Origin of the sequence: Marinomonas sp., assembly GCF_039940335.1 — a bacterium.
GTDB lineage: Bacteria > Pseudomonadota > Gammaproteobacteria > Pseudomonadales > Marinomonadaceae > Marinomonas.
This window is the reverse complement of record NZ_JBDVGW010000002.1, coordinates 122,031-137,993: the sequence shown is the minus strand read 5'-3', so window position 1 is coordinate 137,993 and position 15,963 is coordinate 122,031. Positions and strand designations below refer to the sequence as shown.

The following is a 15,963-nucleotide window of genomic DNA, read 5'->3' as shown; positions in this document are numbered from 1 at the left end:
TAATTTGTAATAAAGAGTATTTTATTAGAGTTGCAATTGGTTTGGATTCATATCAAAAGCACCTAATGTACATATAGAAACTGTCGAGAATTGTAAACTTGGTGGATTTTTTAGAAGTTTCTACTGTCTAGCGAACTCTGGGAAGTTCAGTTGGTTTTTTTTGAACTCTTATAGAGTCGGGGAATTGTTGTTGAATATCATGCTTAACCTTTTTACTTCTCAATGTGAATATATATCTAAAGGCTATCTATGCATCAAATAACACCAAGGGCGCTAGAGTACCTTAATGCTATTGCCCGTTATAAAACGCTCAGAAAAGCTGCAGCAAGGCTAAATGTTGACCCTTCTGCTGTTAGTCGATTGTTATCGCAGCTAGAAGATAATCTCATGTTGCCGGTTTGGGACAGAAGCAATAATCGAAACCCAATTACCCCAGCAGGTGAAGAACTACTAATTTACTATCGCAAGATGTCTGCCAGTGAGCGGGTTGCCTTATCTAGGATTAATGATCTACTTAATCTAAGGACGGGCGAGGTCAGGATCGCTGTAGGAGAAGGTATTATTGGTGATTTGATATCTTCTTCGCTGCAATCCTTTCTGGAAAAAAATAAAGGGATTCAACTTTCAGTAGAAATGGCTGGCGCGCAAGATGCTGTTCAGTTACTGCACGAAGACCATATTGATTTTGCGTTAACTTATGCCTCTGTTAATACTCCTAAATTGTATTGTCACTTAGAAACAAATCACCCGTTGCAGCTTATAGCCCCCCCTAATCATCCTTTGACGAAACACAAGGAACCTGTGACTTTTCATGAAATTGCCGAACATCCTATGGCGCTGTTAGACAAATCAACAGGTATGGGTCGATTGGTGGCGTTGGCGGAAGAGCTTAATCATTTAAAACTTACGCCTCGTCTTCAAACGAACTCTGTTGCGGCACTGAAGAATTTTGTAATGTCGGGGTTAGGCCTTACTTTTATGCCTTTGTTAACTGTGCGTGAAGAAATTGAAAAAGGAGTCATTGTTGTTGTTCCAATGAAGAGTGATCTTTTTGCTCAAGCCAAAGTACGAGTATTAAGTATTGAGAATAGGCCTCTAACCTTAGCCTCCCAAGCGTTACTAGACCATCTATCGGAAACAATGGCGTTTTTGGCTCATTAAGAGTTAGAGGAATATATTTTTATCTATAATGTTGACTAAATTGCAACGCTTGATGGCTTGTGGTGTCAACACCTCAAGTCTATGTTGATTGTGCAGGTCAGTACAAATGTTTAGAGAGTTTATTACTTTAAAGCCACTAAGGAATTTAATGATGAAAGCAATGAGCAAATTACTAACGAAAACACGTTTGATTAAGGCAATGGCTCTAGGTGTAGCAATTACAGGAATGTCATTTTCTGCACAAGCGCAAACAATTAACTTAAGTTATAACGGCGCTGCGGATGAAGATAAAAATGCAGTACATCTATTTGCCAACAATCTTAAAAAGCTAGTTTCAGAAAAGACAGATGGAGAGATTACTCTAAAACTATATCCTAATAGTATGTTGGGTGAAGAAGAAGAGCGTATGGAGCAAGTTCTAAATACACCTAGCTTAAATATTGCCTCATTTGGTGGTGTTTCTCCTTTGATGCCTGAAATTTTTGTGAGTGCGATACCTTTCTTATTTAGTGACTTTGATCATGCGCGTGAATTCTTTGACGAAGGAGAATACTGGAAAGCGATTCAAAATGAATTCTATCAACGGACCGGCGGTCATCTTATGGCGGTGGTGGAAGAAGGTGGCTTCCTAGCATTTACCAATAATAAGCATCCAATTAAATCTCCTAAAGACTTTCAAGGGTTACGTTATCGAGCGATGGATAAAAGTCAGGTTGCTTTGTATAACGCTTTCGGTGCATCAGGTACGCCTATTCCTTGGACAGAAGTTTACTTAGCGTTAAAAACTGGTGTGGCGGATGGTCAAATGAACCCTCCTATGTACATTATTCTGGGCAGCCTGTTTGAAGTTCAAAAATACATGACTCTAGCGAATATCCAATACTCGGATCAGTTTTTGGTTGGTAATGATGAGTTGTTAAATAGTTTAAGTGAGGATGATAAAACTGCCTTGTTTGAAGCGGTAAAAGAAGCGAACGAAATTAACCGTAAAGCTGTACAGAACCAAGTAGAAACACGGATTTCGTATCTAGAAGAAAAAGGTATGGAGGTGTATCGCCCGACTGCTGAAGAACTAGAAGAGTTCCGTAAACTTGGTCAACCATCTTTCTTTAAGTGGTTAGAAGAAGAAGGAATTGATCAGAAGTGGATAGATTTAGCATTAAAAGATGCAGGGTTTAATCAATAATAACATTATTATCACGGCGCCTAAGGGCGCCGTTATGAGGCTTGCATGAATCTAACTTTTATCCGAACAACGTTGTACCGTTTATTTTTACTGACATCCGTGTCTATCTTAGCCCTTAACGTATTGCTGATTTTATACAGTGTATTTACCCGTTACATTTTGAACCATTCTCCCATTTGGTCAGACGAGCTTTCACGATATGGCATTATTGCCAGTGTGATGCTCGCCATGTCATGTGCCTATGTTGAATCAAAACACATGAAAGTTGCATTTATAGAGTCTGCTGTAAATGTCTCGATAAAACGCCTTATTCGTTTATACCAGTGGTTCATCGTTTTAGCTGTGGCCCTCTTTTTTTCTTACATTAGTACGCAATATGCTTTGTCCTTGAGTAAATTTTCAAGCATGAGTCTTGGTATCAGCAAAACAATTCCAATGCTTTCGGTCCCTATTGGCTTCGGAGCGCTATTTTTCATGGTCTTATTGCAGGGGCCCTTTCCTAAATCTAAACAAGGCGCGGCGTCATGCTAATTGCAATTGTTATAACTTTTCTAGTTAATATTTTATTAGGTATACCGCTTTTTATTTGCCTAATACTAGCCTCTATCGTTGGCTTTTATTTTGTCGATTTTTCATTGGCTTTCCGAATGATACCGCAGCAGTTTTTTTCAGGTATTAATTCATTTGCACTCATGGCTATCCCACTCTTTATTTTTGCCGGAAACCTGATGAACTCATCAGGGTTAACATCACAGTTAATCAAGTTGGCAAACTCTCTGGTAGGTCATCTAAGAGGGGGGTTGGGGTATGTGAATGTCGTTTCGAGTGTGTTTTTTGCTGGCGTAAACGGCTCAGCCGTAGCGGATACTTCGGCTCTAGGGTCGTTATTGGTGCCAGCAATGAAAAAAGAGGGCTATTCTACGAGCTATGCGGCGGGGTTAACTGCTGCAAGTTCATTGATAGGCCCAATTATCCCTCCAAGTATCTTTATGATTCTTTATGCGTCACTTACTAATACATCCGTTGGGGACTTATTTCTTGCTGGTGTCTTTCCGGGGTTATTGCTTGGCGGCGCCTTTTTGATCATGAATTATATTTACGCAAGAAAAGTTGGTATCCAAAGTCAAAATGAAAAAGCGAGTCTTAAAGGGATCTTGGTGGCCTTCTGGTATTCTGCTCCAGCATTAATTGCGCCTTTTATCATCGTTTCTAGTATTGTTTTTGGTTTCGTAACACCTACTGAATCCGGTGCTTTAATTGTGGCGTATGCGTTAATACTAGGAGTGTTAAATCGAAGTTTATCGTTTTCTAAACTGTGCCTCGCCTTGATTGATACGGCGATTTTGACAGGTACCATTTTTGTGATCATTGCGGCCTCATCTATTGTGAGTTGGTTGCTTGCATATGCACAGTTGCCGACGGAACTCGCTGCATATCTAGAACCTTATAGTCAGAATCCCATGGTTGTTTTGCTTATATTAAGCCTCATTACTTTTTTCATTGGTATGTTAATGGAAGAGGTATCGGCATTAATGTTACTGACACCTGTATTCTTTCCTGTCGCCATTGCTTCGGGAGTAGACCCTGTACATTTAGGGGTGGTTATTACGATAAACATAACGATAGCTTTGATTACACCACCAATGGGGGCATGTGTATTTGTCGCTGCGGCTGTGAGTAAAATTGAAATTACAGAAATGTTCAAGAGTATTTGGCCCTTTGTTTTAGTGGCGATTGTAGCTCAGCTATTTGTTATCTGCTTTCCTAGCTTAACCCTATACCTGCCGAGTGTGTTTAATTGATATGTGTCGTAATCAAGCGCAAAAAAAGATTCCTGAAACCTGTGATTTTTCATGGAATGACTATAGGAAAATCACAATTGAGGATAATGGTGAGGCATTAATACCGCTAAGCACTTCGAGCAAAATTGTGACATATCCTTTTTATGCGAAAATGGGTATAGCCAATGCAATACCTGAATGTTTTGTCCGGGAAACAGTATTTGAAAAGCTTCATGAAGTAGTAAGTTTATTGCCAAAGGGTACTAGGCTAGTGGTGTTAGATGGCTGGCGACCATTCTCCGTACAGCAATACTTGTTTGATACTTTGATTAATATTCTTAAAAAGTCATACCCTGAGTGCCCAGAAGAATATTTGCATGAAAAGGCAAAGCGCTTAGTATCTCCTCCTAGTACCGATGTGAAGTCGCCTAGCCCACATCTAACAGGCGGTTCAATAGATGTGACCTTGTGTGACAATATTGGTCGCTTTATTGACATGGGAACGCATTTTGACGAAGCAAGCCAAGATTCATGGACGGATGCACTGGAGGCTTCTCGTTGGGAAAATACAGAAGCTCAGCGTAATCGACGGATTCTGTTTCATGCAATGACGGAGGCTGGTTTTACAAATTTACCCAGTGAGTGGTGGCATTACGACTTTGGAAATCAGCTATGGGCTTATCGAACAGGCAATACGCAGGCGAATTATGGTGTAACACGGCCAAGAGATATTATTCGACAATGGGAAAGTGAGATAGTAGGGAGTGACTTTATCAGGCCCATGCCATAGTTATGCATAATTTTCGAGAGAATCAAAAATACATCACTTTTAGTGGTGACTGAAAATAGGTATGGATCTTGCTTTTCTTCATGTGTAGTCAAAATTATCAATGGAGTGTAGACCTATGCCTAAAGAGAGTAGCTCTCAAACAAATTCTTTGTTGGGTACCCCTGAGCAATTACGAGACCCTAACTATACCCCCCCTATAGGTTTTGCTATTCCTCTAGGTATTCAGCATGTTTTAGCCATGTTCATCGCAAACGTTACCCCTGCAATTATTATTTGTGGTGCCGCCGGGTTTGGTTTTGGTTCAAATTCCCCCGAGTTTGGCAACATGATCTACATGATGCAAATGTGTATGTTGCTAGCGGGTATCACAACCTTGCTGCAAACCATCGGCATTGGTCCTGTCGGGTCTCGCTTACCCATTGTTCAAGGTACTAGCTTTGCATTTATTCCTATTCTTATCCCATTAGTAGCCGGCCAAGGCGTTGCGGCCATGGCAGTGGTAACCGGTGGGGTTCTGGTCGGTGGTTTGGTGCAGGCTGCGATCGCGCCTTTTGTTGGACGCCTTCGCTTTGCTTTACCACCATTGGTAACGGGTTTAATTGTTCTAATGATCGGTTTATCGCTACTGCGTGTAGGGGTTCAATATGCAGCGGGTGGTGTGCCAGCCATGAATACACCGGCGTTTGGTAGCTTAGAAAATTGGCTCATTGCGGGAGTGGTTATCGCAACGACTTTGGGCTTTAAGTTCTTTTGTAAGGGTATGCTATCCGTATCTTCTGTGTTAATCGGCCTTATCGTCGGCTATATCGTGGCGTATATGTTTGGTCAGGTTAGCTTTGGTAATGTGGCACGAGCAGGTTATTTTGAATTACCTAAAATCTTACCGTTTGGTATTGAGTTTACGACCACTGCGATTATTGGTGTTACGTTGATGTCCTTGATTTCTGCCATAGAAACGGTAGGGGATGTGTCTGGTATCACCAAAGGTGGTGCGGACAGAGAAGCCACCGATGTAGAGATTAAAGGGGCAACCTTTGCGGATGGCTTGGGTACCGCTTTTTCCTCTTTCTTTGGTGCATTACCCAATACCTCTTTCTCACAAAACGTTGGCTTGATCGCTATGACGAAAGTGATGAGCCGCCATGTTGTGACCTTTGGGGGCATCTTCCTAATTATTTGTGGTTTAATTCCCAAAATCGGTGCAGTCATCGCCAGCATCCCAATTACCGTGCTAGGTGGTGGTGTAATTGTCATGTTCGGTATGGTGGTATCGTCAGGCGTAAAAATGTTGGCCGATGTAGATTGGACCAGCCGTAACATGCTGATCTTTGCACTGTCTGTTTCTGTTGGTTTAGGGCTTATGCTTGAGCCAAGTGCTTTGCAACACGCGCACCCAGTGGTTAAGTCTTTGTTGGCTACAGGTTTACTTCCTGCCGCGAGTATCGCGATCGTATTAAATTTAGCGATTCCGGAGGAAGCGAAAGCGGACCAAGTAAATGAGGCTGTTGAGAAAGCTGAAAAAGCGGACGTATCTACAGTAGAAGTGAAAGAAGCGCATGCTTAATCGCTAGTTCTAAGTAGCACTTATGGCCCCAATAGTGATGGATCATTATTGGGGCTTTTTTGTGCCTTTTGAAAACTTGAAGGTGTAGATAGCTGAGTAATAAGCAACATTTTTAAAGTGTTAACCTTGGCTTTATAAATTCAATGAAAGCGGAGATGCGTTTGGCTACGCTGGAAGACCGATAATAGACCGCATTAATTTGCTCTCTTTTAGGGTGAGGGATTTTTTCATTAGCCAAGATAGAGATGAGGCTACCTTGGGTAATGTCGTCATTGACCATAAATCCAGACAAGCATGCAATGCCGTTGTCAGCCAAAGCTAACTGTCGAACAGTTTCCCCATTGCTGGAGGTTAAATTCGCTGGCTGCATAGTGAAGCCTTTTAAAGGCCATTCATTGAGGATCTTTGGGCCAGTAAAGCTGATAATGCTGTGCTCCTGTAGATCACTGGTGTGCTTAGGGACACCGCGTGTCGCTAAATAATTAGGAGAAGCCACTATGTGTAAAGTACTCATTCCCAGAGGTGTCGCGTGAAGAGTTGAGTCAGGCAACTGACCAATGCGAATGGCTAAGTCAGTACGCTTCTCAATGAGGTCGACAATGCCTTCATTAGAGGTAAGCTCCAATTGGATATGCGGGTAGCGTTGCTGGAAAGCTTGTACTAGAGGCACGATTTGGTGAAACACAAAGGGGCTGGCGGCATCCACTCGTAAACGACCTTGGGGCAGTTCCCCCTGAGAGATAATGTCCTCTTCAGCCTTGTTGATCTGATGAATACCCTGACGAATAGCGTCAAGAAATATGCGGCCTTCTTCGGTAAGTTCAATGCGCCGAGTGGTGCGGTTAAGTATGGTAACACCCAATTGTTTCTCTATCTTACTGATGGCTCGTGAAACACGGGCCACTTGTATATCTAATAGTTCAGCGGCGGCTGAAAAACCGCCACAGTTGACGACAGTCAGCAAAATCTCTAAATCATCGGATCGGGTGAGCATACTAGTACCTGAGTAACTGTTTGAGTAAAGGTGTAATTTTGATCTTTTATTGCATATATAACAAATATTATTTGTTATATATGCTGTTTTTGACAATAAGCGTGATGGGCATAATGGCGCGATCAAAACCTAACAGAGAGACTTATATTATGCCTTTAGCATTGCTTGCATTGACGCTTAGCGCCTTTGCGATTGGAACCACAGAATTTGTCATTGTCGGGCTCATACCCACGATGGCAGAAGATCTAAACGTTAGTTTACCCTCAGCAGGGTTGTTGGTGAGTTTGTATGCCCTCGGTGTAGCCATTGGGGCACCGGTGTTGACAGCTTTAACTGGGCGCTGGAATCGAAAATCACTGCTATTAAGTGTCATGTTGCTATTTGTTGTTGGCAACTTGCTGGCTTGGCAAGCGCCGGGCTACAACACTTTGGTGATGGCACGTATCCTTACCGGCTTAGCACATGGGGTATTTTTCTCCATCGGCTCAACCATTGCCACGGGCTTGGTACCAAAAGAAAAAGCTGCCAGTGCTATTGCTATTATGTTCACTGGTTTAACAGTTGCCTTGGTGACAGGGGTACCGCTTGGAACTTATATCGGTCAATGGTTTGGCTGGCATACGACCTTTTTGGTGGTGGCGTTATTAGGCGTAATCGCCTTGTTAGGCAGTGCCATACTGATTCCGACAAATTTAAAACAAGCCACACCAGCGACATTTGCAGAGCAGCTTACGGTGCTTACTCAGCCAAGGTTGTTGCTAGTGTATGCCATGACCGCTGTTGGTTATGGTGGCACCTTTGTCGCCTTTACCTATTTAGCACCAATACTTGAGCAAGTGAGTGGCTTTGCGCCTAGCGCCATTGGCTTAATTATGTTGGTATATGGTCTGTCTGTAGCCGTAGGCAATATTTATGGCGGCAAAATGGCCGATCGTATGGGGCCAGTTAAAGCACTACAGATTATTTTTAGTGCACTAGCATTGGTGTTGTTGGTTTTTACATTCACTGCCTCGCAGCCGCTTGCGGCCGTGATAACGGTATTGATATGGGGCGCTTTTGCCTTTGGTAATGTGCCAGGTTTGCAGGTTTATGTGGTTCAGCTGGCGGAAAAATACACGCCAAATGCGGTGGATGTTGCCTCAGGTTTAAACATTGCGGCCTTTAATGTGGGTATTGCCATAGGTTCTATCGTCGGCGGTGTGGTGGTGGAGAGCATGACGCTAATGGATACCTCATGGATAGGAGCGGTGATTGTCTTGGGCGCGATTTTGTTAACTAGGCTGTCGGCCCATCTTGAGGGCAGATCCAGTGAGAAATTAGCCTAAGCAGACGAAAAAACGAAAAAACGGAAAAGCGCGTGAACGCTTTCCGTTTTTGGGGGAGCTTATTAAGTCTGTTGTACTAAGGTTGAGCGACCGTTTCTACCTTTGTTTCTTCACTGGTTTGTTCTAGATCTGCAAATCCTGCTCCAGCACCAATGGCTATTTGCAAGGCTGCCCATTCTTGCAGGGCAGTATTGCGAGCGGAAGCTGCACTGATTTGCGTGCTGGCTTCGGAGCGGACGGTATCTAACAAGTCAAGCAAGGTCATGGCGCCATTCTTGAAATTATTATGCCCAAGCTCTAGCGCGGTACTGTAGGACTCTGCTGCTTGCTTTAACAACTCAGATTGTTGCAGGTACAAGGTGAAGTTAGATTGGGCAACATGCACATCTTCCACTGCATCCTGTACGCTGGCACGCCAGTCAATTTCAGCCTGATTAGCGGCAGAAATCTGCGCATCACGTTGTGCTTTAAGTAAGCCGCGATTAAATAGGCCTAGCGAAATAGAAGGGCCAAAGCTCCAGCTATCGGCAGAATTGGCATGAGAAACCGAGCCAGTTAAGCTGATAGAAGGGTAGAGGTCCGCTTCTTCTGCCCCTGTTTTTGCCACTTGTTGGTGCAAAATGGCTTCGTAGTAACGAATGTCAGGACGATTACGCAGCAAGTCTGCTGGAATGCCTGTGGCAATCGTTGTGGGCAGGGTTAACTGATCCGCGCTGGACTCCATGGTTTCCAAGATCTGCTTAGCCGGTTCATCCATCAAGGTTGCTAAGGCAAACACGGCTGCTTGATACTGAGCTTGATAGCCCGGTAGGTCCGCTTGAGCGGTTTGCAGCGCGGCTTTTATTTCGGCCAACTCATAATGAGTAGACAAGCCGTTATCCAATTGTCTTTGGGTAATGGCTAGGGTGTCTTGGCGAGTTGTGATGGTGGATTCAGTAAGCTCAGCGGCTTTTTGGTAGTAGCGGGCATCCGCATACATTTCAATCAATTCCGCTAACCAAGCTAAACGCTCCGTGCCGATATCAGCCTGAGTAGCGGCCAAATAGGCTTGTGCCGCTTCTTGCTCGCGGCGAATACCACCAAATAAGTCGATAACAAATTCAGCATCTAAACTCGTGCTGGAACTGGTTGAAGTCGACACGTTTTGCCCACCAGAACGTAACCTGTCATAGGACAAAGAACCATCTAGAGCTGAGTTAATGCCAGTTTCGCGCAATAGGGCATTGGCTTCACGGATACGTTCCTTCGCCTGTAAAATACTCAAGTTTTGCTCAAAACCCTTTTCCACTAAAGTGGTTAGGGTTGGGTCATTAAACTCTCGCCACCAAGCTTGGTAGGCCACATCGTTAATGCTGTCGCTTTCACCGCTCACAAAGGTACTTTCCAACTCTGTTGTTGGCGCTTGCCAATCAGGACCCACCGCGGCACAACCTGTTAACAATATGAAGGGCGCTATTTTTAATAAATTCATCATTTTACTGTTTCCTTCTTGCCGATACTTTTCACCATATCAACAATCTTCATAATGGCGAGGTATAAGACAGGCACCATCAGGATGCCGAAAATTGCCGAGAACACGATACCACCGAGCATGCCAGTACCAATGGAGTTCTGGGCGTTAGCTCCGGTGCCATCGGCGGTCGCTAAGGGTAAGACACCAAAAGCAAAGGCGAATGTGGTCATCAGGATAGGGCGCAGACGCATTTTGGCAGCGGTAAGAATGGCTTCCACAATATCTGTGCCTTGTTGTCGCATGCTTTCTGCAAACTCAATGATCAGAATCGCGTTACGGGCCGCTAGACCTATGGTGGTCAACATACCGACTTTGAAGTAAACATCATTGGACTGACCAAAGATCCAAGTGGCTAATAGCGCACCAAGAACACTGATCGGCACTGCCAGAATCACAGCCAAAGGTACTGACCAACTTTCATAAAGCGCCGCAAGTGCAAGGAAGACCACAACTGCAGAGAGAATATATAAGATGAGCTCTTGGTCACCGGCAATTTGCTCTTGGTAAGACAATCCTGCCCAAGCGTAATCGTAATCAGGCCCAAGGTTGTCAACCAAGCGAGCCATCTCATCCATGGCTTCCCCAGAGGTCGCACCGGGTGCGGCAGAACCTTCTAAAGAAATCGCTATTTCACCGTTATGGTGATAAAGCGTGGTGATGGTTTCCCCCCAAACTTGTTGGCTGAAAGCGGCCATTGGCACCATTTCGTTGTCACTGTTGCGCATGTACCAATCATTAATATCAACCGGCTGCATGCGATGCTCTTGGTCACCCTTGACACGCACATTACGAAGCTTGCCATCTAGAATGAAATCGTTGACGTATTCACCACCAAAAATGATAGACAAATTGTCATTAATATCAGACAGACTTAGGCCAAATGCTTGGGCTTGTTGAGCGTTAATGTCCATCGTCAACTGAGTGGCTGTGTTGGCATCAAAGCCTCGTACAGCGGTCACTAGCCCCGACTGTTGGGCGTCAGCCGCTAGCTTTTGAGCTTGTTGTTGTAAGGCTTCAATACCATTGTTACCACGGTCAATCAGGTACATTTGGAAACCGTTGGACGTTCCCAGACCTTGGATAGAGGGTGGTTGCAAGAACAGAACCTGTCCATAACGACCACTACCAAAGTGTCCGTTGGCCTCAGCAGCAATTTGTGCTGCCGATTTATTAGGACGCTCGGATATATCTTTCAGCTTAATAAACGCCATGGCTTTGTTTTGGCCGCTGCCATCGAAGCTGTAACCAATAGGCGAGAACACCCCTTCAACGTAATCACCTTGTTCATTTAATAGGTAATCCTTGATAGCGGTCGCAGTCTTAGTTGTTTGTGCGCGGGTGGCATTTTCTGGCAAAGACACGGTGGCCATTAGAATACTTTGGTCTTCTGTTGGTACAAAGCTAGAAGGCAACTGCTGGTATAAGTAGTTACAGGCAATGCCAATCAGTGCAACCGATAGTAGCATTCGGAAAGGTCTTTTCAGGAAGCGTGCAACGCTACCAGAGTAGTTCAGGTTTAAACGGTCAAACGCCTTGTTGAAGGTACGCGATGCAACGTTCTTAGGCTTACCATGGGACGGTTTTAGCAAGGTGGCACACATGGCCGGCGTTAAGATAAGCGCCACGAACAGAGACAACACCATGGCGGAAATAATGGTCACTGAGAACTGGCGATAAATAATCCCCGTTGAGCCGCTCATAAAGGCCATAGGTAAGAATACGGATGACAGTACTATCACTATGCCCACCAAAGCAGAGGAAATCTCTTTCATACTTTTTTCGGTGGCCGCCAAGGCGCTGAGGTTTTCTTCTTCCATGATACGCTCAACGTTTTCGACCACGACGATGGCATCATCCACTAACAAGCCGATGGCCAGTACTAGAGCGAACATGGTGAGGGTATTAAGGGTTAGACCCGCTGCTTCCAAAATGGCAAAGGTTCCCAACAATACAATGGGCACCACGATTGTCGGAATCAAGGTGGCTCGCCAGCTTTGCAAAAACACCAAAATAACGATAAATACCAAGGCAATCGCTTCGATCAAGGTGTGGAAAATTTGCGTAATAGATTTTTCGATGAAAGGCGTAGTATCGTAGGAATAAACAACTTCTATGCCTTGAGGAAGACCTTCAGACAACTGCGAAATGCTACTGTGAACGCGCTCCGAAGTTTCCACCGCGTTCGCACCGGTAGACAAGTTTACGCCAAAGCCCACTGCGTTGTAGTTGTTGTAAATAGAGGTAACATCGTAGTCATCGTTATCAAGCTCAATTCTGGCCACATCGCTTAGAAAGACGGATGAGCCATCATCGTTCGTCATCAAGATAATGTTTTCAAAATCGCTGACGGAAGTCAGTTGTGAACGTGTTTTAAGTAAAATTTTAGTCTGCTGACCTTCAACACTTGGCGTCGCACCCAAGGAACCAACGGTAACGTTAGTGTTTTGGCTACTGATAGCGTCGGTCACATCGCTTGGTGTGAGGGAATACTGATACAGTTTGCTTGGGTCTAACCAAACACGCATTGCATATTCACTACCGAATAGGTTGACATCACCCACCCCTTCAAGGCGTTCCAGCTGTTTTTGCATCTTGTCAGAAAATAAATTCCCCAAGGCAACATCTGAATATTTACCATCAGTGGAGACTAAACCACCCACCAATAAAATACTGCTGCTAGAGCGGGTAACCGAAATCCCTGTGCTGGTAACAGCGGTTGGCAAAGAGCCTTCAACCAGCTGTAACTTATTCTGCACCTGTACTTGTGCAATGTCTGGGTCAACCGCACTGTCAAAGGTTAGGGATATGCTGGAGCTGCCTTCACTAGAAGTCGAGGTCATGTACAGCAAACCATCAAGGTCTGTCATGCCGTCTTCAATAACCGAGGTCACTGAATTCGCGACAATTTCACCTGAGGCACCAGAGTAAGTGGCATTAATGTTCACCGAGGTTGGGGCAACTTCTGGGTATTGTGAAATGGCCAAACTTTGCAAGCCAAAGGCACCGATAATCATCACTGTGATTGCCAATACCCAGGCAAAAACAGGTCGATGGATAAAAAACTGTGTCATGGTTTACTTCTCCAGCTGAGTCATCTGCGCACTGTGTGCTGAGGCTGAAGAATCAGCAGAATCAACATCAACAGTGGTGCCATCTTGTTGGATAGTCACCAGTACAGGGTCAACGTCGCTGCCTTCCACTAGATTTTTCTGACCATCAACAATCAGCTGTTGGTGTGCGGTTAAGCCGGATGTCACTATCCAATTGTTGTTGTAACTTCCTAGAGTATCGAGTTTAACGATTTCGGCTTTGCCTTCACCGTTCACAACAAATACTGACAGCTTGCCATCAGCACCGTGAGTGCCGGCTCTTTGCGGAATTAAATAAGCCTGTTGAGTACCAGGTTGCAAGGTGCCTTGGATAAACATGCCGGGCAGAATCACATGATCAGGGTTGTCAAACTGAAAACGTGCAGTGACCACACCTGTGCTAGTCGAGACAGTAGGTGAAGAAGACACAAGCATACCCGTGCCTTGGTAGGTTTCACCATTGCTTAGCTGTAAGCTTGCAGAGAGCTTCTTGCCTTCTTGGACCAGCCCTTTTTCAATGTTACGGCGCATTTTTAACACCTCTGCAACGGGTGCCACCATATCGACATAGATAGGATCTAGGGTTGTGACCGTGGTTAAGTTATCGCTTTGCCCCGCTGTGACTAAATCCCCTAGTGATACATCAGACACATCAACAATGCCTTGGATTGGCGCTGTGATGATGGTCCAGCTCAGTTGTGTGCGAGCATATTTCAATGCGGCTTGTGCGGTTTTTAGTGTGGCTTTAGCCGATGCTAAGGAGGATTTTGCAGAGTCTACATCGTCGGAAGTGTAGCCAGAGCCTTCCAGTTTCTTGGCTCTATCATAAGCAGCTTGCTTGACAGGCAAATCCGCTTCCGCTTCGGCAACGGAGGCTTCGTATGTAGCGACACTCGCTTGATATGTTGAATCGTCTAATTGGAATAAAGGTGTGCCTTTTTCAACGAGTTTACCCGGCTCATAAAGTTTTTTGATGACCACGCCTTCAACCCGAGGTCTAATATTCGCTTGTTCATAGGCCACAGAACGACCAGGCAACTCGACAATGATAGGGACACTTTGTTGCTCGACTTCAATAATACCAACAGAGCGTGATTGCGCGGTTGGTGGGCCACCCGCTGGTGGACCGTCGGCTTGTGCGCCGTGGGAAGCAAGTAGAGCAATAATCAGAAGGCTTTGTTTAAACCAATGTCGATTGTCGTTTTTCATTAATATTTACCCTTGATGTAACAGCGAAGAAAAATCCGATGTTGGCATTTGCTGCATGACGTCGGACGGTAGGGGAATAATAGGTAAGTATAAAAGATTGCACAATGCGCAAACTTTGCTTTCAAGGTAAATTAGTGTAAAGTCAAATAAGGGCATATTATTTGCACATTTATTACTAAAAATATTATGTAAATCATGGTCTTAATGCATACATCAAAGATGTATAAATTGAATAAGAAATAGAAGGTGACTTGCTTCTATAGAAAACCAAAAGGATGATCAAAATATGCCAAATCTAAGAGAGCGTAGACGCCTACAGACCGCGCAAGAAATCCAGCAAGCCACATTGGCTTTGATCACTGAGAAGGGCTTTGAAAATGTGACCACTCTTGAGATTAGCCAACACCTTGGTATTAGCCCACGCACTTTTTTTAATTATTATGCCAACAAAGAGTCTGCTTTAATGGGGCCGGAAATGTCCATGCCAGAGCAAGACATCGAAACCTTTATGAAAAATGAAGCAGGCTTTTACGAAAGTATTCGCCAACTTATGCTGGCTAATACATTGGCGTTAGAACCCCATCGACATGAGCTGTTAGTGGCTCAAGAAGTGATGCAAGATCATCCGCGACTTAGCCAAATTAGGCTAGTGAGAATGGGCAAGATGAGAGACCAATTGAGTCGTGTCTTGGCAGAGAAATACCCAGAATATCCCCCTTTAACGCTAAATATACTTGCCGATGTTTTACTGTCTAGCGGCTGGTCAGGGGTGGAATTATGGCTGGGTTCCGACATTAGCTTAGAAGACGCGTTTCAGCAATCTTGGCAGTCTTTAACCCAGATATCGTCGCTGCTAAGTGAAAATTAGTCTTTGCATATCATTCATGAGTTTTATATAGTTTGCGCACTTAGTAGAGAGATTGGTTCATGTCTGTAGATGTTTCACATAAAGTTAGTCAGTCGGTAAGAAGGCGTGGTTTCGCCTGCTTAGTGCTGCTTATGCTGGCTTTATTTTCTATGGCAATGACCACCAATAGCATGATGATGACCAGTGACAGTATGAACACTATGTCTGCTCATACTATGACACAAGCTGACCATGATATGTCGATTGGTGATATCGCATGTCAGCCAGAAAGCATGCTTGATTGTGCGACCATGACAATGGATCACTCCCATCAAGGCTGTTTAGATAGCCACTGTAGCGCCTTTTCAGGCCTACTTTTAGGTTACATTAATTCCTCTGATACCTTCTTTGCGGTGCACACTTTACTACCCACGCAGAGTTATACTTCTGCCCACCCAAGTACCCCTTATTTCCCCCCTATAGTCATTTCTTAAATTCGCTGTT

Annotated in this window: 13 protein-coding genes; 9 read left to right on the top strand and 4 right to left on the bottom strand. The window is 44.4% G+C overall.

Annotated features, from left to right (window positions below):
* Positions 1 to 249 precede the first annotated feature (249 nt).
* The 6 genes from ABJF92_RS00570 to ABJF92_RS00545 all read left to right on the top strand — a co-directional run bounded on the left by ABJF92_RS00570 (position 250) and on the right by ABJF92_RS00545 (position 6,482).
* The gene (locus ABJF92_RS00570; RefSeq protein ID WP_446813910.1) at positions 250 to 1,161 is read left to right on the top strand and encodes a LysR family transcriptional regulator; all 912 of its coding nucleotides are present in this window, start codon (positions 250 to 252) and stop codon (positions 1,159 to 1,161) included.
* A 160-nt stretch (positions 1,162 to 1,321) separates the two neighbouring features.
* Positions 1,322 to 2,347, top strand: a complete 1,026-nt coding sequence (dctP, locus tag ABJF92_RS00565; protein ID WP_446813953.1) for a TRAP transporter substrate-binding protein DctP — start codon at positions 1,322 to 1,324, stop codon at positions 2,345 to 2,347.
* 45 nt (positions 2,348 to 2,392) lie between these two features.
* Positions 2,393 to 2,878: a TRAP transporter small permease gene (locus ABJF92_RS00560; protein ID WP_446813909.1), complete on the top strand. Its 486-nt coding sequence runs from the start codon at positions 2,393 to 2,395 to the stop codon at positions 2,876 to 2,878.
* The gene (locus ABJF92_RS00555) at positions 2,872 to 4,149 is read left to right on the top strand and encodes a TRAP transporter large permease (RefSeq protein WP_446813908.1); all 1,278 of its coding nucleotides are present in this window, start codon (positions 2,872 to 2,874) and stop codon (positions 4,147 to 4,149) included. Before ABJF92_RS00560 ends, ABJF92_RS00555 begins: the two co-directional genes overlap by 7 nt.
* Positions 4,150 to 4,276: 127 nt before the next feature.
* Positions 4,277 to 4,918: a M15 family metallopeptidase gene (locus tag ABJF92_RS00550; protein ID WP_446813907.1), complete on the top strand. Its 642-nt coding sequence runs from the start codon at positions 4,277 to 4,279 to the stop codon at positions 4,916 to 4,918.
* A 115-nt stretch (positions 4,919 to 5,033) separates the two neighbouring features.
* Entirely contained in the window at positions 5,034 to 6,482 is a 1,449-nt protein-coding gene (locus ABJF92_RS00545; RefSeq protein WP_446813906.1) for a uracil-xanthine permease family protein, read from the top strand.
* Positions 6,483 to 6,594: 112 nt separating this feature from the next.
* Here ABJF92_RS00545 and ABJF92_RS00540 read toward each other — a convergent pair whose 3' ends face one another.
* On the bottom strand, positions 6,595 to 7,476 hold the full coding sequence (locus ABJF92_RS00540; protein WP_446813905.1) for a LysR family transcriptional regulator: 882 nt from the start codon (positions 7,474 to 7,476) through the stop codon (positions 6,595 to 6,597).
* Between the two features lie 149 nt (positions 7,477 to 7,625).
* Between ABJF92_RS00540 and ABJF92_RS00535 the strand changes: the two genes are divergently transcribed.
* Positions 7,626 to 8,801 (top strand): MFS transporter, encoded by a 1,176-nt coding sequence (locus ABJF92_RS00535; protein WP_446813904.1) that lies wholly within the window; start codon positions 7,626 to 7,628, stop codon positions 8,799 to 8,801.
* A 76-nt stretch (positions 8,802 to 8,877) separates the two neighbouring features.
* Here the strand turns inward: ABJF92_RS00535 and ABJF92_RS00530 are convergent, their stop codons facing one another.
* From ABJF92_RS00530 to ABJF92_RS00520, 3 genes are read right to left on the bottom strand one after another with little or no spacing between them, the layout of a single operon-like run.
* Entirely contained in the window at positions 8,878 to 10,275 is a 1,398-nt protein-coding gene (locus ABJF92_RS00530; protein ID WP_446813903.1) for an efflux transporter outer membrane subunit, read from the bottom strand.
* Positions 10,272 to 13,385, bottom strand: coding sequence for a multidrug efflux RND transporter permease subunit (locus ABJF92_RS00525; RefSeq protein WP_446813902.1), 3,114 nt, complete (start codon positions 13,383 to 13,385; stop codon positions 10,272 to 10,274). Before ABJF92_RS00525 ends, ABJF92_RS00530 begins: the two co-directional genes overlap by 4 nt.
* Before the next feature lie 3 nt (positions 13,386 to 13,388).
* Entirely contained in the window at positions 13,389 to 14,612 is a 1,224-nt protein-coding gene (locus ABJF92_RS00520) for an efflux RND transporter periplasmic adaptor subunit (RefSeq protein ID WP_446813901.1), read from the bottom strand.
* A gap of 286 nt (positions 14,613 to 14,898) precedes the next feature.
* On the opposite strand from ABJF92_RS00520, the gene ABJF92_RS00515 reads away from it, so the two are divergent.
* Positions 14,899 to 15,480 (top strand): TetR/AcrR family transcriptional regulator, encoded by a 582-nt coding sequence (locus tag ABJF92_RS00515; RefSeq protein ID WP_446813900.1) that lies wholly within the window; start codon positions 14,899 to 14,901, stop codon positions 15,478 to 15,480.
* A 59-nt stretch (positions 15,481 to 15,539) separates the two neighbouring features.
* A complete protein-coding gene (locus ABJF92_RS00510; RefSeq protein WP_446813899.1) occupies positions 15,540 to 15,953 on the top strand; it encodes a hypothetical protein in 414 nt (137 codons plus the stop codon).
* Positions 15,954 to 15,963: the final 10 nt, after the last annotated feature.